Source organism: Sphingomonas sp. G-3-2-10, assembly GCF_012927115.1.
In the GTDB taxonomy this organism is placed as follows: Bacteria; Pseudomonadota; Alphaproteobacteria; order Sphingomonadales; family Sphingomonadaceae; genus Sphingomonas.
Genome location: NZ_JABBFY010000001.1, coordinates 2099391 through 2125646, shown reverse-complemented (window position 1 = coordinate 2125646; position 26256 = coordinate 2099391). Strand labels below are relative to the sequence as shown.

The following is a 26256-nucleotide window of genomic DNA, read 5'->3' as shown; positions in this document are numbered from 1 at the left end:
AGATGGCGCGGCTTTGCAGGGGCGAGGCTGGGATTGCAGCGCCCGCTCCCACGCTATGGCCTACTTGCCTGCGGGTGCGGCCCCGGCGAGATATTGCGCGTCGGTGACTTTCTCCATCCATTCGACGACCTTGCCGTCGAGCGCTTCCTGAATGGCGATATGGGTCATCGCGCTGGTCGGGGTCGCGCCGTGCCAGTGGCGATGGCCGGGCGGGCACCAGATAACGTCGCCGGGCCGGATTTCGGTGATCGGGCCATCTTCGCACTGGGTCCAGCCGAGGCCCGACGTGACGATCAGGGTCTGGCCGAGGGGGTGGGTGTGCCAGTTGGTGCGCGCGCCCGGTTCGAACGAAACCGTCGCGCCGGCCATGCGCGACGGGGCGGGACGTTCGAAGCGGGAATCGATTCGGACGCGGCCGGTGAACCAGTCGGCCGGGCCGGTGACCGAAGGCTGCGATCCGTTGCGGATGATATCCATGACGTTTCTCCCTTGGTCCTGCGCCCCCGCGGACCCGGCAAGGCACAGGGCCAGGAACGCGAGGGCGATCGAACGCATCTCAGGCCGCCAGCGACGCATTGTCGATGACGAAGCGGTATTTCACGTCGCTGCGCTGCATCCGGTCATAGGCGAGGTCGATATCCTGCACCGCGATCATCTCGATCTCCGAGACGATGCCGTGTTCGGCGCAGAAATCGAGCATCTCCTGCGTTTCGGCGATGCCGCCGATCAGCGAGCCGGCGATCGATTTGCGGCCGAAGATCAGCACATCGACGGCGGGCGAGGGATGCGGATGCTCGGGCACGCCGACGACGCACAGCGTGCCGTCGCGCTTGAGCAAGCGCGTGAAGGCGTCGAGATCGTGGCTGGCGGCAACGGTGTTCAGGATGAAATCGAAGCTGCCGGTGTGCGCCGCCATCTCGTCGGCATTGCGCGAGACGACGACTTCATCGGCACCCAGATCGAGCGCGTCCTGCCGCTTGCTCTCCGAAGTGGTGAAGGCAACGGTGTGCGCGCCCAGCGCATGAGCGAGCTTCACGCCCATATGACCCAGCCCGCCTATGCCGACGATGCCGACCTTCTTGCCCGGCCCTGCATTCCAGTGGCGCAGCGGCGACCAGGTGGTGATGCCGGCGCAAAGCAACGGCGCGACCGCGGCGAGCTGTTCCTCGGGATGGCGGATCTTCAGCACGAACTTGTCGCTGGCCACGATCTGCTCCGAATAGCCGCCCAGCGTATGGCCGGGCGCGTCGGGCGTGGCGCCGCCATAGGTGCCGGTGAAGCCGTTCTCGCAATATTGCTCCAGCCCCTCGCCGCACGACGCGCAATGCTGGCAGCTGTCGACGAGGCAGCCGACGCCGACGATCTCGCCGACCGCGAACTTGTCGACCGAACCCCCGACCGCACTGACCCGGCCGACGATCTCATGGCCCGGGACGCAAGGGTAGATCGTGCCACCCCATTCGGAGCGAACCGTGTGCAGATCCGAATGGCAGACGCCGCAGAAGAGGATGTCGATCCGGACGTCGTGCGGGCCGGGTTCGCGGCGTTCGATGGCGATCGGTTCGAGCGGCTTGTCGGCGGCATGGGCGCCATAGGCTTTGACAGTCATGGGAATTCCTTGGGTTGATGCGGTTCAGCGGCCGACGGTGGCGAGGAGGTGTGCCGGATAGCGTTCGCCCTCGACCTGGATGGCGGCGGCGGCGGTTTCGATCTCGGTCAGGTCGGCGGCAGTCAGTTCGACCGCTGCCGCGCCGAGATTTTCCTCGAGCCGGTGCAATTTGGTGGTGCCCGGAATCGGCACGATCCAGGGCTTTCGGGCGAGCAGCCATGCCAGTGCGATCTGGGCAGGCGTGGCCTGTTTCTCGGCGGCGATGCGCTTGAGCAGATCGACCAAAGCCTGGTTCTTCGCCATCGCTTCGGGCGTGAAGCGCGGCAGAATGGCGCGGAAATCGCCTTCACCAAGCTTCGTTTCGGCCGACATCGCGCCGGTGAGGAACCCCTTGCCGAGCGGGCTGTAGGGCACGAAGCCGATGCCGAGTTCCTCGCAGGCCTGAAGGATACCGTTGGTTTCCGGGCCACGGGTCCAGAGCGAATATTCGTTCTGAAGCGCGGCGACCGGCTGGACCGCGTGCGCGCGGCGAAGCGTGTCGACGCCGGGTTCGGACATGCCGAAATGCTTCACCTTGCCCTCGGCGATCAGGTCGCGGACCGTGCCGGCGACATCCTCGATCGGCACCTCGGGATCGACGCGGTGCTGGTAGAAGAGATCGATCGCCTCGACGCCCAGCCGCTTCAGCGAGGCATCGGCCACCGCGCGGATGTTTTCCGGGCGGCTGTCGAGGCCGGATTGCCTGCCCTCGACGAAGTTGAAGCCGAACTTGGTCGCGATCACCACGGAATCGCGCACCGGCGCCAGTGCCTCGCCGACCATCTCTTCATTGGTGAAGGGGCCATAGACTTCGGCGGTGTCGAAGAATGTGACGCCGCGATCCGCCGCCTGGCGGATCAGGGCGATGCCTTCGGCCTTCGTCACCGAGCTGGCATAGCCGAAATTCAGGCCCATGCAGCCGAAGCCGATGGCCGAAACCTCGAGCCCGCTGCGCCCGAGCGTGCGTGTCTTCATGATGGATCTCCGGGATATTCGAGGCGGGGGAACCTCGCTGTCCGGAAGATAGGCGCTGGGCCTGCGCCGTATTAGCGGTTAATCAGTGCATGAAGTCATATCAGGAATTCATATATGCGGCGCGAGGATCTGACCGATCTCGGCGCGTTCCTCGCCGTTGCGGAGGAGCGCAGCTTCACGCGCGCGGCGGCGCGGCTGGGCACGTCGCAATCGGCGCTGAGCCACACGATCCGGCGGCTGGAGACGCGGCTGGACGTCCGCCTGCTGATGCGCACCACGCGCAATGTAATGCCGACCGAAGCGGGAGAGCGGTTGCTGCGCACCTTGCGGCCGGCGTTCGACGATATCGACGCGGAACTTGCGGCGCTGGCCGAGCTTCGCAAGAAACCGGCGGGGCGGGTGCGGATCACCGCCAGTCCCGACGCGGCCAATCTGGTGCTGTGGCCGGCGCTGGCGCCGCTGTTGCGCGATCATCCCGATCTTCACGTGGAGATCAGCGCCGATTCCTCGCTGACCGATATCGTCGCCGAGCGCTTCGATGCGGGCGTGCGGCTGAGCGAGAAGCTGGCGAAGGACATGATCGCGGTACGGATCAGCCCCGACCTGTCGATGGCCACGGTGGGGTCGCCGGACTATTTCGCGCGGCGCGGCGTGCCGCAAACGCCTCAGGATCTGGCCGGGCATGACTGCATCAACCTGAGGCTGAAGACGCTCGGCGGGCTCTATGCCTGGGAATATGAGCAGGACGGGCACGAGATCCGCGTGCGCGTGGAAGGGCAGCTGACCTTCAACGAGGTACCGATGATCCTGTCGGCGGCGCGCGCGGGGTTCGGCATGACGCACCTGCCCGACAATATCGTCGCGGAAGACCTGAAGGCCGGGCGGCTGGTGCGCGTGCTCGAACCCTATTGCCGGCCCTTTTCGGGCTATCACCTCTATTATCCCAGCCGGCGCCAGCTCTCGCCGGCGTTCGCGCTGATCGTCGAGGCGCTGCGCTACCGGGGGTAGGATCAGGGCGCGGCCGGCGCGTTCCGGTACTTCTCGAACCACGCCAGGATCGCCGCCGCCTTCGCCGCGCTTTGCGAGGGCCGTGCCGCGATGCCGCCGTGGCTGGCGCCGGGGATCTTCACCAGCGCGGTGGGGACGCGGCGGATCTGGAGGGCGGCGTAGAGCTGTTCGCTTTCGCTGACCGGGGTGCGGTAATCCTCGCTGCCCACGACCACCAGCGTGGGGGTGGTGATGGTGCCGACGACGCTGAGCGGGCTGCGCTTCCAATAGCCCATCGGATCCTCCCAGGGCAGCTTGGTGAACCAGTAGCGCGAGGTGAAGACGGTCATGTCCATCGTCAGCGCTTCGCTGATCCAGTTGATCACCGGCTTTTGCGCGGCGGCGGCCTTGAAGCGGTTGGTCTTGCCGACGATCCAGGTGGTGAGGACGCCGCCGCCCGAGCCGCCGGTGACGAAGAGATTGTCGGGATCGACGATGCCCATCTCGATCACCTTGTCGACCGAGGCGATCAGGTCGTCATAGTCGGGGCCGGGATAATTCTTGTCGATCAAATTGGCGAAGGCTTCGCCGTACGAGGTCGAGCCGCGCGGATTGACCGAGAGCACGGCATAGCCGGCGGCGGCGTAGAGCTGGTTGTCGGTCGAGAACCACGGGCCATAGGCGGTGTGCGGGCCGCCGTGGATTTCGAGGATCAGGGGAACGCGCTTGCCGGGGGTATAGCCGGGCGGGGTGACGAGCCAGGACTGGACCTTCGTCCCGTCGGGCGCGGTGGTGTTGATTTCCTGTACCTGTCCCAGCGTCTTTGCACCCAGCGTCTCCTCGTTGAGGCGGGTGAGGCGACGCGAATTGCCCTCGGGCGCGCGGATATGGATGTCCGCGGGGCGGAGCGCGCTGCCGCCGGTGAAGGCGATCGCGCCATTGTCGGCGATGCTGAAATTGCCGCCGGCATAGGGACGGTCGAGCTGGGCGGGCGCGAGGTTCTGGACCATCGGCAGCGCCTTGCCGTCGAGCCCGATGCGGCCGAGGCGCATGATGCCGGTGTGCTCATAGGAGACGATCAGCGACTTGCCGTCGGGCGCCCAGGCCGCGCTGTCGATGCTGACGTCGAGCGACGCGGTGAGCGAGCGCGGGGCGCTGCCGTCGCGGTTCATGACGTAGAGTTCGGTATTCTCGTAGCTGCGGCGGGTGTCGTCGAAGCCGAGATACGCGATCTTGCTGCCGTCGGGCGAGAGAATCGGCGCGCCGTCCGGGCCGTCGCGGCTGGTGAGGGGCTTCACGTCGCCGGTGGCGATATCGAGCGCGAAGACTTCGGAATTGAAGCTGCGCTCCCAATCCTCGCCGCGCACGGTGCTGAAGAGGATCGACTTGCCGTCGGGCGTCCATGCGAGGGGGCCGGCATCGTGATGGTCGCCGAAGCTCAACTGGCGCGGTGCGCCGCCGTCCGCGGACACGACGAAGATATGGTCGAAGCCGGGACGGGCATAGCCACCGCCGTCGGCGCGGTAATTGACCTTGTCGATCACTTCCAATGGCGCGGCCCATTGCGCGCCTTCGGGTTTGGCGAGGGGCGTACCGAGCTTGAGGCCCTCGCCCGCGACGGGGAGGATATAGGCGATGCGCGCGCCGTCTGGGGACCAGGCGATGCTGCCGGGGGCGTCGGGCAGGTTGGTGATGCGCGCGGTCGCGCCGCCCTCCATCCAGCGGACATAGAGCTGGGTCGCGTTGCCTTCGGCCGAAGAGACATAGGCGAGGCGCTTGCCGTCGGGCGACCAGCGCGGGCTCATATGGCTGCCGGGGCCGGCGACGAGGGGGGACTGCGCGCCGGTGCGGACGTCGATCAGCCAGATCGTCGCGCGGGCGCGATCGGTCATGATGTCGTTCGAGCGGCGGACATAGGCGATCCGGCTGCCGTCCGGGCTGATCTGGGGATCGGTGGCGACTTCGAGGTCGAACAGGTCCTGGCCGGTGAAGATGCGGTTGGGGCCAGGAGCCGGCTGGGCGAGGACGGGGGCGGCTGCGGCGAGCAGGGTCGCGGCTAGGATTTGGCGCAGCATTTCAGGTCCTCCCGGTTGTTGCCGGCAGTGTGCGGGGAATTCGGGCGGGGTGGCAAGGGGGCCTTCATTCCTCTCCCGATGGGAGAGGGAAGAAGGCTCAGCCCAGCATCCACACCGTCGCGGCGGCGGTGACCGCGGCGCTGAGCATCGCGACGGCGACGTAGCGCCAGCCGCCGATCACGCGGATGCGCTCGATCTCCCTGAGCGGCGGGGCGGGCGGGGCGCCGCCGGGCGCGGGATAGCGCAGCTCGATGTTGCGGATCAGCTGGGGCAGGCGGGCGAGGGTGCGAACATCCTCGACCAGCCGGTCCGCGATCTTGGCTTCGGGGCCGAGTTCGGTGCGGATCCATTCGCGGATGAAGGGCGCGGAGGATTCCCACAGGTTGATATCGGGATCGAGCCCGCGCGAAACGCCCTCGACCATCACCATCGTCTTCTGGAGGAGAAGGAGGTGCGGCTGGGTCTGCATGTCGAAGTCGCGGGTGATGTTGAACAGCCCGTCGAGCATCGAGCCGACCGACATTTCCTTCACCGGAAGCCCGCGCATCGGCTCGCCGACAGCGCGCAGGGCGGTGGCGAACTCGGCGACATTGTGGTGCGGGGGGACGTATCCCGCCTCGAAATGGATTTCCGCGACGCGCTTATAATTGCCCGTGATCAGGCCGTAGAGGATCTCGGCGAGCCAGACGCGGGCGCGGCGGTCGATACGGCCCATGATGCCGAAATCGATCGCGGCGATGCGGCCGTCGGGAAGGGCGAACAGGTTCCCCTGATGCATGTCGGCATGGAAGAAGCCGTCCGAGATCGCCTGGCGCAGGAATGCGCGGATCAGGCGTTCGGCCAGTTCGTGCATGTCGTGCCCGGCGGCGATCAGCGCGGCGCGGTTCGACAGCTTGATGCCGTCGAGCCATTCGAGCGTCATCACCTTGCCCGAGGTGCGCTGCCAGTCGATCACCGGGATATAATAGCCCGGCTCGGCGGTCATGTTCTCGGCCAGCTCGGACGCCGAGGCGGCTTCGCGACGCAGGTCGAGCTCGCGTGCGGTCCAGCGCTTGAAGGTCTCGATGACGAGGCGGGGGCGCAGGCGCGCGGCTTCGCCGCCCATGCCCTCGATCTGGGCCGCGGCCCATTCATAGGTGTCGATCGCCTTGGCGAACTCGGTCTCGATGCCGGGACGCAGCACCTTCACCGCGACCTTGCGCCCGTCGGTGGTGGTGGCCCGGTGGACCTGCGCGATCGATGCGGCGCCGATCGGCACTTCTTCGATCTCGGTGAAGAATTCCTCGATCGGGCGGCCGAGGCTGGCGCGAATGCGCTCGCGGATCACCGGGAAGGGAACGGGGGGCAGCGCGTCCTGCAGGCGGAGCAGGTCGTGCGCAGCTTCCTCGCCGACCAGATCGGGGCGGGTGGCCAGCGTCTGGCCGAGCTTGATCGCGGCGGGGCCGATCTCCTGGAAGGCGTCGGCATAGCGCGCGACTTCGGGCACGCGCGCACCGAAGCGGGCGATGCGGGCGAGGCGGCGGACCGGGCGCGGCGTATTGGGATCGCGCTCGATCCCGCGCAGCGCACCGTGGCGAGCGACGATGCGGCCCCATTTGAGGAGACGCCAGAGATGGACGGCGGGAGCGGTCACGTGAAGCTCAGATCTTCCAGCCGCTGTGGATCGCGACGAGGCCGCCGAGCAGCGGTTCGACCTTCGTGCGGACGAAGCCCGCATCCTGGATCATCTTTTCGAAGACCGGCATTTCGGGGAAGCGGCGGATCGATTCGATCAGATAGCGGTACGAATCCGCGTCGTTGGCGAGGATCTGGCCCAGCTTTGGCACCAGATGGTGCGAATAGGCGTCATAGACCTGCGCGAAGCCGGGCCATTGGGTGGTCGAGAATTCGAGGCAGTAGAAGCGGCCGCCGCGCTTGAGCACCCGGTGCGCCTCGCGGAGCGCCGCGGGGATGTCGGTCACGTTCCGGATGCCGAAGGCGATGGTGTAGGCATCGAAGAACTTGTCGGGGAAGGTCAGCTTCTCCGCATTAGCTTCGCTCCAGACCATCTCGTCCAGCCCGCGCTTCGCTGCGCGTTCGACGCCGACCGCGAGCATCTCGGGATTGATGTCGGCGACGGTGATGATCGCGCCCGACGGCTCCATGCGGAAGGCGATGTCGCCCGTGCCGCCGGCCATGTCGAGGATATGCTCGCCCGCCTGCGGCTTCACCCGGCGGACGAAGCGGTCCTTCCACACGCGATGCAGGCCGCCGGACATGGCGTCGTTCATCAGATCATATTTGGAAGCGACGTTCGAGAAGACCTTGCCCACACGGGCGGTCTTTTCCTCGCGGGCGATGTCTTCGTAACCGAAGGAGACGGTGTTGGGCATTGGGTCGGACATGCGGCCGCTCTAGCGGGGGCTTCCTAGGGTAGCAAACCCTCCGTCGTCCCGGCCAGCAACTGGCTCGCCGCCTTACTTCTCGCGCGGCCTTGCGCCCTGTTCGATCAGCAGGCCGTTCGCGCCACGGGCGACGCGGGTGGCGATCTCCTGATCGGTGAAGTTCCACGTAGCGGAATCGGCGCGCTTCTCGCCGTCCTTGCCCTTGACCGTGATGCAGCCCGGCGCGCGGCATTCGAAGCGGATCTGCCAAAAATCGACGGTGCGCTCGACCGTCGCCGGGGTGACGAGATCGCGTGGCGCCATGCTGATATCGGCCGGAAGCTTCGCGCCATTCTCTTCGCTCGTCTCGCTCCAGCGCCAGTTTCCCGCAGCGAGCGACACGTTTGCGGGCTGCCAGTTCCTGCTGGCCGGCTTGCCGTCTATCTCGCCGCTCCATGCCACCGGCTTGAGCTGGGCGAGGATGAAAGCGGTTGACGGATCGACCGCGCCGGCGGTCTGGTTGGCAGGCACCGCGCCACAGGCAGCGAGCGTCATCAGGCCCAGCCCGGTCAGGATCATGCGCATTTCAGTCTCCCCTCGGCGGTGGCTTATCATGCATTTGTCGCTCGACATGCGCGAAAATCCGCTAGGGCTGGCAGCATGCCAGAACTGCCCGAAGTCGAAACCACGGTCCGGGGCCTCGCACCGGTCCTTGAAGGCCATATGATCGAGCGCGTCACCCTGCGCCGCGCCGATTTGCGCCGCGCGTTTCCCGAGGATCTTGGGCAGCGGCTGACCGGCGCGCGAGTGACCGCACTGGGGCGGCGGGCGAAATACGGGCTGATCGATACCGACCGGGGAGACACGATGGTGTTCCATCTGGGCATGTCCGGCCGGTGGCGAATCGATCCGGCGGAGATTCTGACGCACGATCATCTGCTGCTGGAGACGGCGAAGCACCGGCTGGCGCTGAACGATCCGCGGCGGTTCGGATCGGTCGATCTGGTGCGGACCGACGCGTTGGGCGAGTGGCCCGCTTTTGCCGCGCTGGGACCCGAGCCGCTGGGGCCGGATTTCACCGCGGCGCATCTGGCGAAAGCATTCGACGGGCGGATCGCGGCGATCAAGCTGCTGCTGCTCGACCAGCGGATCGTGGCGGGGCTGGGCAATATCTATGTGTGCGAGGCGCTGTTCATGGCGGGCATCGCGCCGACGAAACCGGCGGGGCAGGTAAGCAAGGCGCGGCTGGGCAAGCTGGTCGAGGCGATTCGCGAAGTGCTGGAGGCAGCGATTCTGGCCGGGGGATCGACGCTGCGGGACTATGCCCGGCCCGATGGCGAGCTGGGCTATTTCGCGAAGGACTGGCAGGTCTATGGCCGCGAGGGCGAGCCCTGTTCGTGCGGCGGGACGGTCGAGCGGCGCGTGGATGGCGGGCGATCGACCTTCTGGTGCCCAAGGTGCCAGAAGTGAAATCCCTCTCCCCTTCCTTCTCCCGCAAGGGGAGAAGGTGTGATGGGCGGTTGACCCGAATCACCTCAGCAGTTAAGGGGCCTGCCTTTCCCGGCGTGGACATGTTTCCGCGCCCTTCTATTTTGAGCAGGAATCAGACGGCATGGCGAATACGCCTCAGGCAAAGAAGCGTATCCGGCGCAACGAGCGCCGCGCGGAGATCAATGGCGCGCGCGTCAGCCGTATCCGCACCTATGTGAAGAAGGCCGAATCGGCTCTCGAAGCCGGCGACAAGGCCGCTGCGACCGCCGCGATGGCATTCGTGCAGCCGGAACTGGCGCGCGGCGTCGCCAAGGGCGTGCTCCACAAGAACACGGCTTCGCGCAAGTTCTCGCGTCTCAGCAAGCGTCTTCAAGCGCTCGCATAAACGTCACTTTTCCGTAATGAAGACCCCGCCGGACCCCGTTCGGCGGGGATTTTTGCGTTCGTGAAGGTGCCTGGCGGAACGAATCGAGGACCTTTCGCTAAGTGGCGGAAACCCAACGATTCGCATCCTTCGAACGTACGGAAAGATGCAATTAACCAATAAAAATCGAATAGATTCATGTAGTTGTTAAATCGCCCCACGCATTTCCGTGGGTTGTGACGAGTCAACCAATCTATTTCAGATTCTTTACATGCGCGGCCCTTGCGCGACTCAGAAAAGCCTCCCTAAAACGACCCTCCCGATGCGCGATCGCATCGCGGGTCAAACGAGTTCGACGCTTGCTGGCGCCGGAAGCAATTCCGGTAACGGGAAAGTCGTGCTCGCGCGGTTGCGACACGGAATGGGGCCAAGATTCCGTGGTCAGGAGGGGTGAAACACCAGATGCCGGAAGTGCGTGCCTTGGAAACGAATGACGTGATCGCGGTCGAAAAGGCCTGGACGCATGTGCGGGGCAATCTGCGCCGCTCGGCGGGCCAGCGGCTGTTCGACCAGTGGCTGAAGCCGGTCGTGCTCATCGCCGAGAGCACGTCGGACGCGATTCGCCTGGGCCTGCCGTCGTCGTTCATGACCCAGTGGGTCAAGAATCACTATTCCGAGCGGCTGCTGCTGGAATTCAAGGCAGTGCTGCCGCAGGTGCGCAGCGTCACGCTGGAAACGATCGACGAATCGGCCAAGCGCGTTCTGACCGCCGAAGCCCCCGCGATCCCGCTGACGCCGCCGGCCGAGCGCCCGGCATTCGACGCGCGCTTCACCTTCGACCGGTTCGTCACCGACAATTCGAATCGCGTCGCGTTCAACGCGGCGCTGGCGCTGGCCGGGTCGGGCAACCCGTTGTTCAGCCCGCTTTATCTTCACTCGGGCACCGGGCAGGGCAAGACCCACCTGATGCACGCGATCGGTCATGCCTTTCTCGACGCGAATCCGCAGGCGACGGCGATTTACATGCCGGCGGAGCGGTTCATGTTCGAGTTCGTGCAGGCCCTTCGCGCGAAGGATACGCACAGCTTCAAGGCGCGGCTGCGCTCGGTCGACCTGCTGATGATCGACGATCTTCAGTTCATCGGCGGCAAGGATGCGACGCAGGAAGAATTCTTCCACACGGTCAACGAGTTCATGGGCGGCGGCAAGCGGCTGGTGATCGCGGCGGACCGCGCGCCGCAGGCGCTGGAAGGCTTTGAAGGCCGTCTGGTCAGCCGGCTGGGATCGGGGCTGGTCGCCGACATCAAGCAGCCCGAGCTCGAGCTGCGCCGCGCGATCGTCGAGCGCAAGCTGAGCGAGATGCCGCAGGTCGACATGCCCGAGGACGTGGTCGAGCTGCTCTCGGCGCGGATCACGAGCAATGTCCGCGAGCTGGAAGGCGCGCTGAACCGGCTGGTCGCCTATGCCCAGCTGAACGGCGAATCGATCACGATCGACTTCGCCACGCAGACGCTGGGCGAGGTGCTGCGCGCGACGCAGCGCCGCATCACGATCGACGAGATCCAGCGCGCGGTCTCCTCGCATTTCGAAGTCAAGCAGATCGACCTGATTTCGGAACGCCGCGCCGTTGCGATCGCGCGCCCGCGCCAGATTGCGATGTATCTGGCCAAGCGGCTGACGACTCGCTCGCTCCCGGAGATCGGGCGCAAGTTCGGCAATCGCGACCATTCGACGGTGATTCATGCCGTGCGCCGTATCGAGGATCTGCGCGGCAAGGACGTGGAGATCGACAGCGCCGTGCGCACGCTGATGCGGCAGCTGGAAAACGCCTGAGTTCGCTTCCCGCCCGCAAGGGCTGGGGGCGGGGTGGAGGAGACGAGAGCGGGGCAACGCTATTGGTCACGCCTCCACCCCGATCGGGCGGACGGGCCGGAATTCGGCTGCTGACGGCCTGCAAAGCGCGATTTTCTGTGCTTCGGTGTTATTAGGTCCTTCCCCGGAGGGGGAGGTGGCATGCGCAGCATGACGGAGGGGAGTTCCTTCCGCGATATTGCTCGGGGCTAGCCCCCTCCACCGCCTTCGGCGATCCCCCTCCCCCTCCGGGGGAGGATTTGTACACTCAGCGCGGGTTGTAGAGATCTCCGCAGGGGCGGGTGTAAAAGCGGATCTGCTTTGCGCGGTCGCCGGCGAAGGTTAGCTGGAGACAGCCCCAGTCCATCGTGACGAATTCGTCGGCGGGGGTTCCCCAGTTCGGGCGGCCCTGAATGCCTGACGGCTTCAGTTCGGCCAGCAGCGCTTCGCGGCTGCGTTCGAACACCGGGATCGAGAGGGTGCCGTTGAACGGCGCGCGGATCTCGGTGAAGCGGAGATAGGTGTAAAAATAGAGATTATGGTCGCGGTAGAAGCTGCCGCCGCCATAATTGTAGAGATCGCCCTCCGCCGTACCGCCGGTGAAGCAGGGCAGCTTCTTCTTCACTTTCGCGAGCGGCGCGGCGGGGCCGAGGCCATTGACCGTGCCCTTCGCCACATCGACGACGAGCGGGCGGCATTTCTTGGTCCCGGGCGGTGTGAGCTGGGCCGAGGCGGCGGGGGCGAGGGTGACGCCGGCAGCGAGCAACGCAAGCGCGGCCATGCTCGGAACGGCGGCCCTGGCGAGAATGGCGGCGATCATCGGTAAGCGTCCCCCGTGCGGAATGTCATGCCTTCAATTGCATGGCGGCGCGCCGCTGTTATCCCCCATTTGGAGTATGCGGCGATTTTTCGAGGGGCCGGGCGCCCCTGGCGAGGCGCCCGGACGCGCGATTACTTCACGCCGAGCGTCTGAAACATGAAGGCGGTCCATTCGGCTTCCTGACGGTAGCGCTCGAACCGGCCCGACTTGCCGCCATGACCGGCCTCCATATTGGTGCGGAAGACCAGCGGATTGCTGTCGGTCTTCTTCGCGCGCAGGCGGGCGACCCATTTGGCCGGTTCGTAATATTGCACCTGACTGTCCCACAGGCCGGTGCCGACGAACAGCGCCGGATAGTTCTGCGCAGCGACGTTATCGTAGGGCGAATAGCTGAGCATGTAATCGTAGAACTTCTTGTCGGCCGGGTTGCCCCATTCGTCATATTCATTGGTGGTGAGCGGGATCGAGGCGTCGAGCATGGTGGTGACCACGTCGACGAACGGCACCTGGGCGATGATCACGCCGTAATCCTCGGGCGCCATGTTCGCGACCGCGCCCATCAGCAGGCCGCCCGCGCTGCCGCCCATCGCGCCCACGCGGCCCTTCTTCGCGTAGCCGTTCGCGACCAGCCAGCGGGTGACGTCGATGAAGTCGGTGAAGCTGTTCTTCTTGTTGAGCAGATGGCCGTCGTCATACCAGCCTCGGCCCATCTCCTGTCCGCCGCGGATATGGGCGATGGCGACGACCATGCCCCGATCGAGCAACGAGGGATTGGACGCCGAGAAATAGGGATCGGACGAGGAGCCGTAGCTGCCATAGGCTTCCTGATAGAGGGCGGCGGTGCCGTCCTTCTTGAAGCCCTTGGCATAGACGAGGCTGACCGGGATCTTCGTGCCGTCGCGCGCGGTCGCCCAGACGCGTTCGGTGACATATCTGGAAGGATCATAGCCGGGTACCGGCTGGACCTTGAGCGTGCGGCGCTCGCCGGTCTGGACGTTGGTTTCGTACGTCGTCGTGGGGGTGACCAGCGAGCCATAGGTGTAGCGCACCCAGGGCGTATCGACTTCGGTATTGCCGCCCAGCGCCATCGTATAGGCGGGCTCATCGGCTTCGACGAAGGTCGACTTGCCGGCGTCGGTAAGGATGCGCAGGCGCTTGTTGCCGCCCGAACGCTCCTCGATCGCGAGGAAGCCGTTGAACGGCGTGAAATCCTCGATGAACACCGAGTCGCTGACCGGGACCAGATCCTTCCACATGCCACGGCCGTGGCCGGCATGGCCGTCCTCGACGGTCATCAGCTTGTAGTTCTTGGCGTTCCAGTTGGTGCGGATGATCCAGCGATTGCCGACATGGTCGGCGCTATATTCGAAATCGCGCTGGCGCGGGGCGACCGAAGCGAAGGTAGCGGGGTTCGCGGCAGGGGCGCATTTCTGCTCCGAGCTGACCGTCGATTCCATGTAGATGCAGATGAACCTGTCGTCGCTGGTGCGGCCGATGCCGATATAGAAGCTGTCGTCCTTCTCCTCGTAGATCACCTTGTCCGCGGTGGCGGGGGTGCCGATGACATGGACCTTGATCCGCTTGCTGAGCAGCGTGACCGGATCCTTGTCGACATAGAAGATCGACTTGCCGTCGTCGGACCAGATCGGCGTGCCCGAGACGTTGGTGATCGTGTCGGTCAGCATCGCGCCGGTCTGCAGGTCCTTGATCCGCACGACATATTGGCGGCGGCCGACCGTGTCCTCGGCATAGGCGACGTAGCGGCCGTCGCGCGTGATGTCCCAGCCGCCGATCTGGAAAAAGCCCTTGCCCTTGGCCATTTCGGGCTGGTTGAAGATGATTTCCTCGGGCGCGGACATGTCGCCCTTGCGGCGTGCGGTGATCGCGTAATCGGCGCCGGTGTCGAAGCGGGTATAGTAATAATAGCCGCGGCGGCGGACGGGGACGCTGCTGTCGTCCTGTTTGATGTGGCTGACGATCTCGCCATAGACAGTGTCGGCCATGCCCTTGCTGGGGGCCAGCACGCTGTCGGCATAGGCGTTCTCGGCATTGAGATATGCCAGCATTTCGGGGTTCTTCCGCTCGTCGTCGCGGAGCCAGTAATATTCATCCTGGCGGGTCGCGCCGTGGGGCGCCTTGATCTCGTGCGGCTTCTTCGCGGCGACGGGCGGTGCGGTCTGGGCGACTGCGATGGTCGGCGCGGCCAGCGCTGTGAAGAGCGCGGCGGAAATCAGTCTTTTCATGGAATACCCCGGCTGACGATTCGTATGGCGCCAGTCTGGCACGGCACGAACGCCGGGGCGAGAGGGCCGGAAGTCTCGCGACCTCCGGCCCGATCACATCATCAGAAGCGGACGCCGAGACCGGCGACGATCTGGGTGTGGGTGCGCGCGAAGCCGGTGGGCTGGGCGAACACGGTATAGTCGCCGAGATCCTGGTAGCGCATCTCGATGCGGCCGAAGACGTTCTTGCGCTGCAGTTCGACGCCCATGCTGACGCGGAAGCCGCCCTTTTCCTCGGTCTCTTCGAGCGAGCTCGCGCCGTTGGTGTAGAACGAGGTCAGCTGCGAGTTCACATAACCGGCGCCGACATAGAGCAGGGTGCGGCCGGCGGGCAGACCGACGCGGACGCCGGCATAGATGTCGCGGCCGGCTTCCGAACGGAAGTGGTCGGTCGGGGTCAGCAGGCCATCGATCTTGTACGATGCCTGCGAGCTGGTGATCTCGCCCTGGATACCGATCACGACCTTGCCGACCTGATGGTCGTAACCGATCGCGCCGCCATACATCAGGCCGCGCGTGGTGTCGGCGGCATTGTTCTCCTGGATGGTGAGAACGTCGACGCCGACGAACGCAACAGCCGAGACGCCGTTGAAGGTATTCTCTTCCGGACCCTGATCCTGCGCGAAAGCAGGGGTGGCGGCGAGAATCGCGGCGGCCGAAGCAACGATAAACTTGTTCATGATAGTCCCTCCCGGTTGTAAACGCGGGCCGATTAGCCGCGCGTTTGTGCAATGGCGAGGGGAATTACTGTGCAGTTTTAGTGCAGGTGTGATTTGATCGCTATGTGATCAAATAGACACACCTGAATTATTACATCATTGTTACTGATCCGGATCAAAGCACGTAGCGGCTGAGATCGGTGTTGCGGGCGATGCTGGCGAGCTGGCCGTCGACATAGGCGGCGTCGATCACCAATTTCGAGCCCGCACGATCCTCGGCATCGAAGCTGACTTCCTCGAGCAGCTTTTCCATCACCGTCTGGAGACGGCGCGCGCCGATATTCTCGACCTCGGCATTCACTTCGGCGGCGATCTTCGCGACTGCGCGGATGCCGTCGTCGGTGAATTCGATGCCGACGCCCTCGGTGCCGATCAGCGCGACATATTGCTGGGTCAGGCTGGCCTTGGTGTCGGACAGGATCGCGACGAAATCCTCCTCGGTCAGCGCCTTCAATTCGACGCGGATGGGCAGGCGGCCCTGAAGTTCGGGCAACAGGTCCGAAGGCTTGGCGACATGGAACGCGCCCGACGCGATGAAGAGGATGTGATCGGTCTTCATCGGCCCGTATTTCGTGGCGACCGTGGTGCCTTCGATCAGCGGGAGCAGGTCGCGCTGGACGCCCTCGCGGCTGACCGATCCGCCGCGCACGTCGCTGACCGCGATCTTGTCGATCTCGTCGAGGAAGACGATGCCGTTGGCTTCGGCGTCGGCCAGGGCAACGCGGCTGACTTCGTCCTGGTCGAGCCGCTTGTCGGCCTCCTCCTCGACCAGCTTTTCCCAAGCCGAGCGGACATTGAGCTTGCGGCGCTTGAGCGGGGTGCCGGTCAGGCCCTTCATCATCTCGCCCAGGTTGATCATCTGCGCCCCACCGCCGGGGATATCGAACGGCATCTGCGGGGCCTGTTCGATCTCGATCTCGATCTCGGTATTGTCGAGCGTGCCTTCGTTGAAGCGCTGCTTGAACGCTTCGCGGGTCGCGGTGCTGCTGTCCTTGCCGGTCAGCGCGTCGAGCAGGCGACCCATCGCGGCTTCCTCGGCCTTGTCCTTCACCGCCGAGCGGCGGCGCTCCTTTTCGAGCCGGATCGCTTCCTCGACGAGGTCACGGGCGATCTGTTCGACGTCGCGGCCGACATAGCCGACTTCGGTGAACTTGGTCGCTTCGACCTTCACGAAGGGGGCGTCGGCGAGCTTGGCCAGACGGCGGCTGATCTCGGTCTTGCCGCAGCCGGTGGGCCCGATCATCAGGATGTTCTTGGGCGTGACTTCGTCGCGCAGATCGGCCGAGAGCTGCTGGCGGCGCCAGCGGTTGCGCAGCGCGACCGCAACGGCCTTTTTGGCGTCCTTCTGGCCGATGATGTGCGCGTCGAGTGCAGCGACGATGGTCTTGGGGGTGAGATTGTCGTTCATTGGGATTGTCTCTGAAATAGATGTCAGGCGGCGGCGGGCGGCGTGGCGAGCCATGCCTCGGCCTCGGCGCGGGTCATGAACACGCCGAACCGGGGATGCGTCTGGGTGCGCTCGGCCTGAAGCTTGTTGAGGTGGCTGGCGACGACCGAAGCCGCGCGCCCGCTGGTGAGGGTCAGCCCGGCATCGGCGATGCTGGGCAGCAGATCGGCGACGTCGTTTGCCTGAACCGGGAAATCGGTGGTGTCGATCAGCACGTCGTAATCGGCGCGGACCGCCCGGGTCTGCTGCGCGAAGGCGCCCGATGCGGCGGCGAATTCGCGCACTGTCTCGACGGTCCAGAAATCGCGCATCGTGACGGTGATGCGATTCAGGCCCGGATCATAGTCGAAGCCGTATTTCATGCGGCGGCGCTGTCGAGCGTTTCGACCGTGAGGCGATCGTTGGTATAGACGCACAGCTCGCCGGCGATCTTCATCGCGGAACGGGCGATCTTCTCGGCATCCTGCTCGTAATCGACCAGCGCGCGGGCAGCGGCGAGGGCGAAATTGCCGCCCGAACCGATCGCGGCGACACCGCCTTCAGGCTCGAGCACGTCGCCATTACCGGTGACCACCAGGGTCACATCCTTGTCGGCGACGATCAGCATCGCTTCGAGGTTGCGGAGATATTTGTCGGTGCGCCAGTCCTTGGCGAGTTCCACCGCGGCGCGCAGGAGCTGGCCGCCGGAGCGCTCCAGCTTGGCTTCGAGCCGCTCGAACAAGGTGAAAGCGTCGGCCGTCGCGCCGGCGAACCCGGCGATCACCGATCCGTCGCCAAGCGGGCGGACCTTACGGGCATTGGGCTTCATCACGGTGTTGCCAGCCGAAACCTGGCCGTCCCCCGCGATCACCACCTTGCCGGATTTGCGCACGGAGAGAATGGTCGTGCCGTGCCACGCGTTGCTGTTTCCGCTCATGGCCCGGCATATGGGAGTGGCGTTTCGATCCTGCAACGGACCTGTCAGCGGCGGACCGCATCGGGGCCGAGGAACCAGCCGGCAAAGACGCGGCGCGGGCCGCCTGCGGTGACCGGCAAGACGCGGTGGCTGAGCGCGCGGGCGACGTCGAAGATCAGGGTGGAGCCGGGGCCGCCATGCCGGTGTCGGATCAGGATGTTGCCGCTGGCGACGTCCTTCAGCTCGAATTCTCCGCCTTCGTACGGATCGTCGGACAGGTTGACGATGATCGCGAGGCGGCGCTGGGGGACACCGAGATCGTTGTGCCAGCCGATCGCTTCGCCGCTGCCCGCGCGGGTCTGGCCGACCGGGCCGTCGACATCGACCAGCGGGCCGCAGCGGGTGGCCTGCGAGAGCCAGTTGTAGAGCGCCGGGCGGCGCAGCGCGAAGGCCATAGCGGGGCCGGCGCGAGGCGTGGCCTCGATCTGGCGATGGCCGATGCCGTGGATCGTGTCGGTGGTCCACTCGCCTTCGCGCGCGGTGCGGCGGATCAGGTCGAGCAGCGCGGGTTCGAACGGATCGTCGAGCGCGATTGCGCGGTTGCGGGCAAAGGCGGCGGCATGCGCCTCCGGCGGATCGATCAGGCGAGTCCCGTTGCGGCCGATCTGGATGGGGGAGGGGATGGCGGCGAGCAGCGGCATGGGCCGGGTTATGCGGTGGGGCGGCGGGGATGCAAAGTGGCGTTCGGCCCTTCTGTCATGCTGAACTTGTTTCAGCATCCACCGCGCCACAAGCACCGCACCGCTCGTGGATGGATGGACCCTGAAACGAGTGGGGCACATCCCTTTCGAACAAGTGGTCGTTTTCGTGCTCCGGCAAAGGCCGGAGCGTTGGAGGTCGAGTAGGATGTTGCCAGCGCTCCGGCCGTTGCCGGAGCACAGCTTGTCTGGTCGAAAGGGATAAACCCCAAACGAGTCTGGGGTGACGGACGGATTGGGGCGGGCGGGGTCGACTATGCGCCGCCCCTCATTTCTCGACGCCCTTGATCTTCCCCCATTGGCGCGCAGCGGTGTAGCCGAGATAGCCGGTGCCGAAGAGCGCGTAGAGCGGCTCGGGCAGGCCGCCGAGATAGGCGTTCATGTTCGACGCGATTGCCTGCGCCATGTCCGGCCGGACCGCGCCGATCAGGCCCATCGGGATCGCCCAGAGCAGCAGCGCGTACATGACATAGAGGAAGCTGGGCCGCGCGCGGCTGGTCCAGGGATCGCTCGACTGCGCTTCGGCGACGATCGCCGAAAGCTGGGTGCGCATGGCTTCCATTTCCTGACTGCCCTCCAGCGTGAGCAGCTTGAGCTTCGCTTCGTCGCGCGCCTTGGGATCGGGAATGAGTTTGTCGATCAGGCCCGCAATGGGGCCGATCAGGCCTTCGATGATGCCCATGATATCGTCTCCGGTTTGAGTGGAGACTCAGAGATAACCTATATGGTTTTTTGTAGGACAGCGAAAAATTCGCGTGAGGTTCGGAACGTCATCCCGGCGAAAGCGGCGCCAGAGTCGCGAAGCGCCGTCCGTGAGACTCTGGATTCCGGTTTTCGCCGGGACGATGAAGGAAAATGTGGGAAGAGCGGCGTTACTCGCCGAACATGGCGCAGGCGAAGACCGCGGTGAGGCGCTGGCGGACGAGCTGCTTCATCTCGGGCGGCTTGGGCTCGCCGCTGCCATAGATGGTGCTGAGCATGTCGCCGCCCATCATGATCGCGAAAATGGTGCCGGCGCGGATCTTTGCGTCGTCATCGGGTACGCCGTCTCCGGCGATGATCTCCGCGAGCGGATCGAGCAGGTTCTGCTGGAGCGCTTCGCGGACGAGCTCGGCAGTGGCGGGAGAGGAAGCCGAGCGGAGCATGATCAGGACCCAGTCCATCCGGGTCTCGAGCGATCCGCATTCGCTTTCCTCGTCGAGCATCAGCGACGCGAGATAGGCGGGCATGTCTTCCCGCGCGATGCCTTCGAAGCCGCCTTCGTCGCTGTCGCAGCCAAGCGCCTCCTTGAAGAGTTGCTCCTTGCTTCCGAAATAACGGCTGACGAGGGCAGGATCGACGCCGGCGTCGCGCGCAATGTCGCGCACACCGACATTCTCATAGCTCTCACGGGCGAAGTGACGGCAGGCGGATGCAAGGATCGCATCGCGAGTAGCAGCCGCATTCCTGGTGCGCGGCGCGCATTGGACGGGCGGCAACATGGGCGGCGATCATAACGTAGAATTTGTTTTAGTCAACACCTGTTGACATTAAGTCCACGCTCGTTGACAAGCGCGTCAGCCAGGCCTAGCCACGGCGCGTCAAGACCGGGGAACACCGGATCTGACGACCTGGGGGGAGGATAGCCGGCACGGCACCGGACCAGGGACGAGACAATGAATTTCAAGATTTCCCAGAAGCTTATCGCTGCTGCGTCGCTGGGCGCGCTGCTTACCCTGTCCGCGTGCGGCGGCGGGGCCGACTCGGGCCAGCAGCAGATGGGGCCGCCGCCGGTGACGGTTGCGACTCCGCTGACGCAGGACGTGGTGGACTGGGACGAGTATGTCGGCCGCTTCGAAGCGATCGAAACCGTAGAAGTGCGTCCGCGCGCTTCCGGCTATCTGCAGGGCGTCTATTTCCGCGACGGCCAGTTCGTGCGGAAGGGGCAGTTGCTGTTCACCGTCGATCCGCGTCAGGCGCAGGCCGCGCTGTCGCAGGCGATCGCGCAGCTGGCGCAGGCGCAGGCGACGCTGGCCAACGCCCGTACCGAGCTGGCGCGCTCGACCACGCTCGCCGCGTCGAACGCCGCGAGCAAGGAAGAAGTCGAAGCGCGCACCGCTGCCGTCCGTTCGGGCGAGGCAGGTGTGGCGGCGGCGCAGGCCAATGTCCGCGCCCGCCAGCTCGACCTGGGCTTCACCCGCGTGACCGCGCCGATCACCGGCCGCATTTCGGAACGCAAGGTCGATCCCGGCAACTCGGTCGCCGCTGATCAGACCGTGCTGACCACGATCGTTTCGGTCAGCCCGCTGCACTTCGTGTTCCAGGGTTCGGAAGCGCTGCTGCTGAAGTATCAGCGCCAGGATTCCGGCACGCGCAACGGCACGCCGGTGCGGATCAAGCTGAGCGACGAGAGCGATTACAACCATTCGGGCGTGCTCGACTTCGTCGATAATGCCGTGGATTCGCAGGCCGGCACGATCCGCGCCCGCGCGATCGTCGCCAATCCGGGCGGCTTCCTGAAGCCCGGCATGTTCGGCAACCTTCGCCTCGAGGGATCGAAGCCCTATCCGGCGCTGCTGGTGCCCGACACGGCGGTGGTCGCCGATGCCGCGCGGCAGGTGGTCTATGTCGTCGGCAAGGACGGCACGGTCACCGCGCGTCCGGTGCAGACCGGGCCGCTGCTGGGCGGGCTGCGCGTGGTGCGTTCGGGCCTTACTGCGAACGACCGCGTCATCATCGGCGGGATCCAGCGCGCGCGTCCGGGCCAGAAGGTCACGCCGCAGAACGGCAAGATCGAACAGCCGCCCGCCGCGCCCTCCGCGCCGCCTTCGAGCAATGCTCCGCCTGCCGCGACCGCACAGCCGGTCGGCCGATAAGGGCCGCAAACCATGAACATCTCGAGTTTCTTCATCGAGCGGCCGATCTTCGCGGCCGTGATCTCGGTCTTCATCACGCTGATCGGCGCCTTTGCCTATCCGCTGCTGCCGTTGTCGCAATATCCCGAGATCGCGCCGCCGACGATCGCGATCCAGGCGGCCTATCCGGGCGCCTCGGCCGAGACCGTCGCCGAGACCGTCGCCGCGCCGCTGGAGCAGGAGATCAACGGCGTCGAGAACATGCTGTACCTGACCTCGTCCGCGAGCCAGGGCGCGGCGTCGGTCACCGTCACCTTCGCGCCGGGCACCGATCTCGATGCGGCACAGGTGCTGGTGCAGAACCGCGTTCGCCTCGCCGAGCCGCGCCTGCCCGAGCAGGTGCGCCAGGTCGGCGTGACGGTGAACAAGCAGGAATCGGGCTTCCTGATGATCGTGGCGCTGACGTCGCCCGACAAGAGCCTGGATATCGACTATATCGGCAATTACGCGAACACCTCGATCCGCGACCGCCTGCTGCGCGTCAAGGGCGTGGGCGGCGTGCAGGTGTTCGGCGGCGGCAATTATTCGATGCGCGTCTGGATCGATCCGGACAAGGCCGCTGCGCGCAACCTGACCTCGACCGAGATCATCGCGGCGCTGCGGGCACAGAATGTGCAGGTCGCGGGCGGCGCGCTGGGCCAGTCGCCTTCCGGCAGCGGCAATCCGTCGTTCGAAATGCCGGTGGACGTCGAAGGACGCCTGAAGACCGTCGACGATTTCTCGAACATCACGCTGAAGAGTGATCCGGCGGGTGCCTCGATCACGCGGCTGCGCGACGTGGCGCGGGTGGAACTGGGCAGCCAGGACTATTCGATCCGCGGTTCGTTCGGCGGCGAGCGCGGTATCGCGCTGGCGGTGATCCAGCAGCCGGGCGCCAATTCGCTGAGCGCGGCCGATCTGGTTCTCAAGGAGATGGACGCCATCTCGAAGGGCTTCCCGCAGGGGATGACCTATTCGATCCCCTACAACCCGACCGAATATGTCGCGGCTTCGGTGGAATCGGTGCAGGAGACGCTGATCGAAGCGGTGGTGCTGGTCGTCATCGTCGTGATGGTGTTCCTCCAGACCTGGCGCGCGGCGGTGATTCCGATCGTCGCCATTCCGATCGCGTTGGTCGGCACCTTTGCGGTGCAGTTGGCGCTGGGCTTCTCGATCAATTCGCTGTCGCTGTTCGCACTCGTGCTGGCGGTGGGCATCGTGGTCGACGACGCGATCGTGGTCGTGGAGGCGGTGGAGAAACACATCCGCGACGGCCTAAGCCCACGCGAAGCCGCGCATCGCACGATGAAGGAAGTGTCGGGCGCGCTGATCGCGATCGGTCTGGTGCTGGTGTCGGTGTTCGTGCCGACGGCGATGGTCGCGGGCATTCCGGGCATCTTCTACCGCCAGTTCGCGGTGACGATCGCGGCGGCATCGGCGATCTCGCTGATCGTGTCGCTGACGCTCTCGCCCGCGATGGCCGCGCTGCTGCTGAAGCCGCATGAGGATCATGGCGTCGATCACGGCCCGCGCTGGCTGCGGCCGGTGCGCGTGGGCGCGGCGAAGTTCAACCAGGGCTTTGACTGGCTTTCGGACAAATATGGCAAGTTCACCGCGCGGGTGATCCGCATGGGGATGATCATGATGATCATCTATGCCGGCCTGCTCGCGCTGACGGGATGGCGGCTGAACGCCACGCCGACGGGCTTCATTCCCGAGCAGGATCAGGGCTTCCTGATCGGCGTGATCCAGCTGCCGCCGGGCTCGTCGCTCGACCGCACGGAGCAAGTGCTCAACCGCGCCTATGAGATTGCGCGCAAGACGCCGGGCGTGACCACGGGTGCGGCATTCGCCGGCCTCGATGGTGCGAGCTTCTCGGCCGCGTCGAACTCGGCGGTGATGTTCCTGAAGCTGAGCGACTGGAGCGAGCGCGGCCGCGAGAATTCGGCCGAAGCGCTGGCGGGCAAGCTGACGGGCGCGCTGGGCCAGATCGACGGGGCGAACATCTTCATGATCGCGCCGCCGGCCGTGCAGGGCCTGGGCAACGGTTCGGGTTTCGTGATGATGCTGCAGGACCAGAGCGCCAACGCCGGATACCGGGCGCTGGAAGGCGTGACCTTCCAGATGATGGGTGCGGCGGCGCAGGAAAAGAGCGTCACGCAGGTCTTCTCGCTGTTCAACACCGGCACGCCGCGCATCAAGGCCGATGTCGACCGCGACCGCGCGCAGTTGCTGGGCGTGGAGCCGCAGCAGGTGTTCGACGCGATCGGGACCTATATCGGATCGACCTATGTCAATGACTTCAACCTGCTGGGCCGCACCTTCCGTGTGACCGCACAGGCCGAGCCGTCGGCGCGTGACGATCTGAGCGATGTCGGCCGGTTGCAGGTGCGTTCGAAGAGCGGCGAGATGGTCCCGCTGTCTTCGGTCGCGACCTTCACTCGCGACACCGGGCCGCAGCGTGTGGTCCGCTACAACCTGCTGCCCGCGGTGGAATTGCAGGGTGCGGCGGCGCCGGGCGTGTCCTCGGGCGATGCGCTGGCGACGATGGAGAAGCTGGCCGGGGCGACCCTGCCGCAGGGCTACACCTATGAATGGACCGGACTGGCCTATCAGCAGAAGGAAGCCGGCAGCTCGTCCGCGCTGATCTTCGTGCTGGCGGTGGTGTTCGTGTTCCTCGTGCTGGCGGCGCAATATGAAGCGCTCAGCCTGCCGATGGCGGTGATCCTGATCGTGCCGATGTGTATCCTCGCGGCCTTGCTGGGCGTGAATCTGAGAGGGATGGACAACAACATCCTGACACAGGTCGGTCTGGTGGTGCTGATCGCACTGGCGGCGAAGAACGCGATCCTGATCGTGGAGTTCGCGAAGCAGGGCGAGGAAGAGGGTATGAACCGCTTCGAAGCGGCGATCCACGCCGCCCGTTCGCGCCTGCGCCCGATCCTGATGACCAGCTTCGCGTTCATCTTCGGCGTGATCCCGCTCGCGCTGGCGACGGGGCCGGGGCAGGAGATGCGCCAGTCGCTGGGCACTGCGGTGAGCTTCGGGATGCTGGGCGTCACGGTGTTCGGCCTGATCTTCACGCCGGTCTTCTATGTGCTGATGCGCAGGATCGGCCGCTGGCGCCCGCCGGGCCATGAAACTGAAGAGGCGCAGCGCGGACGCGATCCGTTCACCGCGCCGGTTGGAGACGCATGATGAAACGCAGCCTTGCCCTTCTGATGGCCGGCGCCGCGCTTTCCGGGTGCATGGTCGGGCCGAACTATGTCTCGCCGGCGTCGAAGGCGCCTGCGCAGGCGGCGCTGACCCAGGCCGCTTCGCCGGCCTTCGTGCCCGACGAGCCGCCGGTCGAATGGTGGAAGATGCTCGACGCGCCGATCCTCGACCGGCTCGTCAGCGAAGCGCTGGCGGCGAACACCGACCTGCGCGTCGCGGCGGCGAACCTGAAGGCGGCGCGCGCGTCGCTGCAGGAGACCCGCGCCGCGCGGCTGCCGACGACCACCGTCAACGGCAGCGCCAGCTATGCCCAGCAATCCGGAGCGTCGCTCGCCCAGTTCGGCGTGACCGGCGCGGGGCCGCGGCAGGAGACCTACTCGCTCGGCTTCGACGTGGGCTATCAGATCGACCTGTTCGGCCGGATCGCTCGCGGCATCGAAGCGGGCAGGGCGGATCTGGAAGCTGTGCAGGCCAGCTATGACCTGGCCCGCGTCACCGTGGTCGCCGAGACGATCCGCGCCTATTCCGACGCCTGCACCGCCGGACGGCAGCTGCACGTGGCGCGCGAAAGCCTGCGCGTTCAGGAACAGACCTTCGACCTGACCCGGCGTCTGGTCGAGGGCGGGCGCGGCACGGGCCTCGACACCAGCCGCGCATCGGCGCAGCTCGAGCAGACTCGCGCCGACGTGCCGACGCTGGAAGCCGCCCAGAAGGGCGCGCTGTTCCGGCTGGCGGTGATGACCGGCAAGCCGCCGGCCGAGTTCCCCGCCGAAGTCGCGGCCTGCACCACGCCGCCGGTCGCGCGCTCGCCGATTCCGGTGGGCGACGGCGCAAGCCTGCTCGCGCGGCGTCCCGATATCCGCGCGGCCGAACGCCGGCTGGGCGCGGCGACCGCGCGCATCGGCGTGGCGACGGCCGAGCTGTACCCGAACATCAGCTTCGGCGGCTCGATCGGCTCGACCGCGCTGAAGCCGGGCGACCTGTTCTCCGACCAAGGCTTCCGCTTCAGCCTGGGGCCGCTGCTGTCGTGGAGCTTCCCCAACATCGCGGTGGCGCGGTCGCGGATCAAGCAAGCCGAAGCGGGCGCGGAAGGGGCGCTGGCGACGTTCGACGGCACCTGGCTGAACGCGCTGCGCGAAACCGAGACGGCGCTGGCCAACTATGTGGCGGCGGGCGAGCGCGTGGCGACGCTGAAGCGCGGGCGCGACGCCAGCACCGAAGCGGCGCGGATTGCCCGCCTGCGCTATCAGGCGGGCGCGGAGAATTTCCAGATCGTGCTCGACGCCGAACGCTCGCTGGCGGGGTCCGAAGCCCTGCTGGCGGCGGCCGAGGGCCAATTCTCGGACGCGACGATCACTCTGTTTCTGGCACTGGGCGGAGGATGGCAGCCTGTAGCGTAACGCTGCAGCCCGAGCCCCGTGCCGGACGGCGCCTCGTACCTTCGGGTGCGGGGCGCTGTTTTCGTTCGGGGTTGATTGCCTGTGCGAGTGGG

General features: G+C 66.0%; 23 protein-coding genes. 7 read left to right on the top strand and 16 right to left on the bottom strand.

Translation table 11 applies throughout. From position 1 onward, the window contains the following. Positions 1–60 precede the first annotated feature (60 nt). The 3 genes from HHL13_RS10570 to HHL13_RS10560 all read right to left on the bottom strand — a co-directional run bounded on the left by HHL13_RS10570 (position 61) and on the right by HHL13_RS10560 (position 2623). A complete protein-coding gene (locus HHL13_RS10570) occupies positions 61–477 on the bottom strand; it encodes a cupin domain-containing protein (protein ID WP_206376896.1) in 417 nt (138 codons plus the stop codon). 79 nt (positions 478–556) lie between these two features. Beyond that, positions 557–1609 carry an NAD(P)-dependent alcohol dehydrogenase gene (locus tag HHL13_RS10565; RefSeq protein ID WP_169555627.1) on the bottom strand — a complete coding sequence of 351 codons (1053 nt, stop codon included), beginning with the start codon at positions 1607–1609 and terminating at the stop codon, positions 557–559. Positions 1610–1633: 24 nt separating this feature from the next. Further along, positions 1634–2623, bottom strand: a complete 990-nt coding sequence (locus HHL13_RS10560; protein WP_169555626.1) for an aldo/keto reductase — start codon at positions 2621–2623, stop codon at positions 1634–1636. A gap of 114 nt (positions 2624–2737) precedes the next feature. Between HHL13_RS10560 and HHL13_RS10555 the strand changes: the two genes are divergently transcribed. Further along, entirely contained in the window at positions 2738–3631 is an 894-nt protein-coding gene (locus HHL13_RS10555; RefSeq protein WP_169555625.1) for a LysR family transcriptional regulator, read from the top strand. A gap of 2 nt (positions 3632–3633) precedes the next feature. Here the strand turns inward: HHL13_RS10555 and HHL13_RS10550 are convergent, their stop codons facing one another. The 4 genes from HHL13_RS10550 to HHL13_RS10535 form a co-directional block, all read right to left on the bottom strand. Next, positions 3634–5685, bottom strand: coding sequence for a S9 family peptidase (locus HHL13_RS10550; protein WP_169555624.1), 2052 nt, complete (start codon positions 5683–5685; stop codon positions 3634–3636). Between the two features lie 97 nt (positions 5686–5782). Further along, a complete protein-coding gene (gene ubiB, locus HHL13_RS10545; RefSeq protein ID WP_169555623.1) occupies positions 5783–7318 on the bottom strand; it encodes a 2-polyprenylphenol 6-hydroxylase in 1536 nt (511 codons plus the stop codon). A 7-nt stretch (positions 7319–7325) separates the two neighbouring features. Further along, a complete protein-coding gene (locus tag HHL13_RS10540; protein ID WP_206376894.1) occupies positions 7326–8069 on the bottom strand; it encodes a class I SAM-dependent methyltransferase in 744 nt (247 codons plus the stop codon). A gap of 72 nt (positions 8070–8141) precedes the next feature. Continuing rightward, on the bottom strand, positions 8142–8633 hold the full coding sequence (locus tag HHL13_RS10535; RefSeq protein WP_169555622.1) for a hypothetical protein: 492 nt from the start codon (positions 8631–8633) through the stop codon (positions 8142–8144). A gap of 75 nt (positions 8634–8708) precedes the next feature. On the opposite strand from HHL13_RS10535, the gene mutM reads away from it, so the two are divergent. The 3 genes from mutM (at position 8709) to dnaA (ending at position 11736) form a co-directional block, all read left to right on the top strand. Next, complete coding sequence (gene mutM / locus HHL13_RS10530) at positions 8709–9518, top strand: bifunctional DNA-formamidopyrimidine glycosylase/DNA-(apurinic or apyrimidinic site) lyase (RefSeq protein WP_169555621.1); 810 nt, start codon at positions 8709–8711, stop codon at positions 9516–9518. A 142-nt stretch (positions 9519–9660) separates the two neighbouring features. Next, complete coding sequence (rpsT, locus tag HHL13_RS10525) at positions 9661–9924, top strand: 30S ribosomal protein S20 (protein WP_169555620.1); 264 nt, start codon at positions 9661–9663, stop codon at positions 9922–9924. A gap of 441 nt (positions 9925–10365) precedes the next feature. Beyond that, positions 10366–11736 carry a chromosomal replication initiator protein DnaA gene (gene dnaA, locus HHL13_RS10520; RefSeq protein WP_169556896.1) on the top strand — a complete coding sequence of 457 codons (1371 nt, stop codon included), beginning with the start codon at positions 10366–10368 and terminating at the stop codon, positions 11734–11736. A gap of 286 nt (positions 11737–12022) precedes the next feature. Here dnaA and HHL13_RS10515 read toward each other — a convergent pair whose 3' ends face one another. From HHL13_RS10515 to HHL13_RS10475, 9 genes are all read right to left on the bottom strand, one after another. After that, positions 12023–12574 (bottom strand): hypothetical protein, encoded by a 552-nt coding sequence (locus HHL13_RS10515; protein WP_169555619.1) that lies wholly within the window; start codon positions 12572–12574, stop codon positions 12023–12025. 131 nt (positions 12575–12705) lie between these two features. Then, positions 12706–14817, bottom strand: coding sequence for a S9 family peptidase (locus HHL13_RS10510; protein WP_169555618.1), 2112 nt, complete (start codon positions 14815–14817; stop codon positions 12706–12708). A 101-nt stretch (positions 14818–14918) separates the two neighbouring features. Next, positions 14919–15536 carry an outer membrane beta-barrel protein gene (locus HHL13_RS10505; RefSeq protein ID WP_169555617.1) on the bottom strand — a complete coding sequence of 206 codons (618 nt, stop codon included), beginning with the start codon at positions 15534–15536 and terminating at the stop codon, positions 14919–14921. A gap of 154 nt (positions 15537–15690) precedes the next feature. Next, on the bottom strand, positions 15691–16983 hold the full coding sequence (hslU, locus tag HHL13_RS10500) for an ATP-dependent protease ATPase subunit HslU (protein ID WP_169555616.1): 1293 nt from the start codon (positions 16981–16983) through the stop codon (positions 15691–15693). 23 nt (positions 16984–17006) lie between these two features. Continuing rightward, complete coding sequence (locus HHL13_RS10495) at positions 17007–17384, bottom strand: hypothetical protein (protein ID WP_169555615.1); 378 nt, start codon at positions 17382–17384, stop codon at positions 17007–17009. Then, a complete protein-coding gene (hslV, locus tag HHL13_RS10490) occupies positions 17381–17938 on the bottom strand; it encodes an ATP-dependent protease subunit HslV (protein ID WP_169555614.1) in 558 nt (185 codons plus the stop codon). Before hslV ends, HHL13_RS10495 begins: the two co-directional genes overlap by 4 nt. A 44-nt stretch (positions 17939–17982) precedes the next feature. Beyond that, entirely contained in the window at positions 17983–18618 is a 636-nt protein-coding gene (locus tag HHL13_RS10485) for a 2OG-Fe(II) oxygenase (RefSeq protein ID WP_169555613.1), read from the bottom strand. A 325-nt stretch (positions 18619–18943) separates the two neighbouring features. After that, positions 18944–19357 carry a holin family protein gene (locus HHL13_RS10480; protein WP_169555612.1) on the bottom strand — a complete coding sequence of 138 codons (414 nt, stop codon included), beginning with the start codon at positions 19355–19357 and terminating at the stop codon, positions 18944–18946. A gap of 190 nt (positions 19358–19547) precedes the next feature. Continuing rightward, complete coding sequence (locus HHL13_RS10475; protein ID WP_169555611.1) at positions 19548–20156, bottom strand: TetR/AcrR family transcriptional regulator; 609 nt, start codon at positions 20154–20156, stop codon at positions 19548–19550. Between the two features lie 174 nt (positions 20157–20330). Between HHL13_RS10475 and HHL13_RS10470 the strand changes: the two genes are divergently transcribed. From HHL13_RS10470 to HHL13_RS10460, 3 genes are read left to right on the top strand one after another with little or no spacing between them, the layout of a single operon-like run. After that, positions 20331–21530 (top strand): efflux RND transporter periplasmic adaptor subunit, encoded by a 1200-nt coding sequence (locus HHL13_RS10470; protein ID WP_169555610.1) that lies wholly within the window; start codon positions 20331–20333, stop codon positions 21528–21530. A gap of 12 nt (positions 21531–21542) precedes the next feature. After that, positions 21543–24746 carry a multidrug efflux RND transporter permease subunit gene (locus tag HHL13_RS10465; protein ID WP_169555609.1) on the top strand — a complete coding sequence of 1068 codons (3204 nt, stop codon included), beginning with the start codon at positions 21543–21545 and terminating at the stop codon, positions 24744–24746. Further along, the gene (locus tag HHL13_RS10460; protein WP_169555608.1) at positions 24746–26164 is read left to right on the top strand and encodes a TolC family protein; all 1419 of its coding nucleotides are present in this window, start codon (positions 24746–24748) and stop codon (positions 26162–26164) included. Before HHL13_RS10465 ends, HHL13_RS10460 begins: the two co-directional genes overlap by 1 nt. Positions 26165–26256 lie beyond the last annotated feature (92 nt).

Coding starts and splice junctions, on each gene's coding strand:
- HHL13_RS10555 (WP_169555625.1), top strand. CDS start 2,738: ATGCGGCGCGAGGATCTGACCGATCTCGGCGCGTTCCTCGCCGTTGCG.
- HHL13_RS10460 (WP_169555608.1), top strand. CDS start 24,746: ATGAAACGCAGCCTTGCCCTTCTGATGGCCGGCGCCGCGCTTTCCGGG.
- HHL13_RS10465 (WP_169555609.1), top strand. CDS start 21,543: ATGAACATCTCGAGTTTCTTCATCGAGCGGCCGATCTTCGCGGCCGTG.
- HHL13_RS10495 (WP_169555615.1), bottom strand. CDS start 17,384: ATGAAATACGGCTTCGACTATGATCCGGGCCTGAATCGCATCACCGTC.
- HHL13_RS10570 (WP_206376896.1), bottom strand. CDS start 477: ATGGATATCATCCGCAACGGATCGCAGCCTTCGGTCACCGGCCCGGCC.
- rpsT (WP_169555620.1), top strand. CDS start 9,661: ATGGCGAATACGCCTCAGGCAAAGAAGCGTATCCGGCGCAACGAGCGC.
- HHL13_RS10480 (WP_169555612.1), bottom strand. CDS start 19,357: ATGGGCATCATCGAAGGCCTGATCGGCCCCATTGCGGGCCTGATCGAC.
- HHL13_RS10560 (WP_169555626.1), bottom strand. CDS start 2,623: ATGAAGACACGCACGCTCGGGCGCAGCGGGCTCGAGGTTTCGGCCATC.
- HHL13_RS10550 (WP_169555624.1), bottom strand. CDS start 5,685: ATGCTGCGCCAAATCCTAGCCGCGACCCTGCTCGCCGCAGCCGCCCCC.
- HHL13_RS10475 (WP_169555611.1), bottom strand. CDS start 20,156: ATGTTGCCGCCCGTCCAATGCGCGCCGCGCACCAGGAATGCGGCTGCT.
- HHL13_RS10485 (WP_169555613.1), bottom strand. CDS start 18,618: ATGCCGCTGCTCGCCGCCATCCCCTCCCCCATCCAGATCGGCCGCAAC.
- HHL13_RS10540 (WP_206376894.1), bottom strand. CDS start 8,069: ATGTCCGACCCAATGCCCAACACCGTCTCCTTCGGTTACGAAGACATC.
- mutM (WP_169555621.1), top strand. CDS start 8,709: ATGCCAGAACTGCCCGAAGTCGAAACCACGGTCCGGGGCCTCGCACCG.
- hslV (WP_169555614.1), bottom strand. CDS start 17,938: ATGAGCGGAAACAGCAACGCGTGGCACGGCACGACCATTCTCTCCGTG.
- HHL13_RS10470 (WP_169555610.1), top strand. CDS start 20,331: ATGAATTTCAAGATTTCCCAGAAGCTTATCGCTGCTGCGTCGCTGGGC.
- hslU (WP_169555616.1), bottom strand. CDS start 16,983: ATGAACGACAATCTCACCCCCAAGACCATCGTCGCTGCACTCGACGCG.
- HHL13_RS10505 (WP_169555617.1), bottom strand. CDS start 15,536: ATGAACAAGTTTATCGTTGCTTCGGCCGCCGCGATTCTCGCCGCCACC.
- dnaA (WP_169556896.1), top strand. CDS start 10,366: ATGCCGGAAGTGCGTGCCTTGGAAACGAATGACGTGATCGCGGTCGAA.
- HHL13_RS10510 (WP_169555618.1), bottom strand. CDS start 14,817: ATGAAAAGACTGATTTCCGCCGCGCTCTTCACAGCGCTGGCCGCGCCG.
- HHL13_RS10515 (WP_169555619.1), bottom strand. CDS start 12,574: ATGATCGCCGCCATTCTCGCCAGGGCCGCCGTTCCGAGCATGGCCGCG.
- HHL13_RS10565 (WP_169555627.1), bottom strand. CDS start 1,609: ATGACTGTCAAAGCCTATGGCGCCCATGCCGCCGACAAGCCGCTCGAA.
- HHL13_RS10535 (WP_169555622.1), bottom strand. CDS start 8,633: ATGCGCATGATCCTGACCGGGCTGGGCCTGATGACGCTCGCTGCCTGT.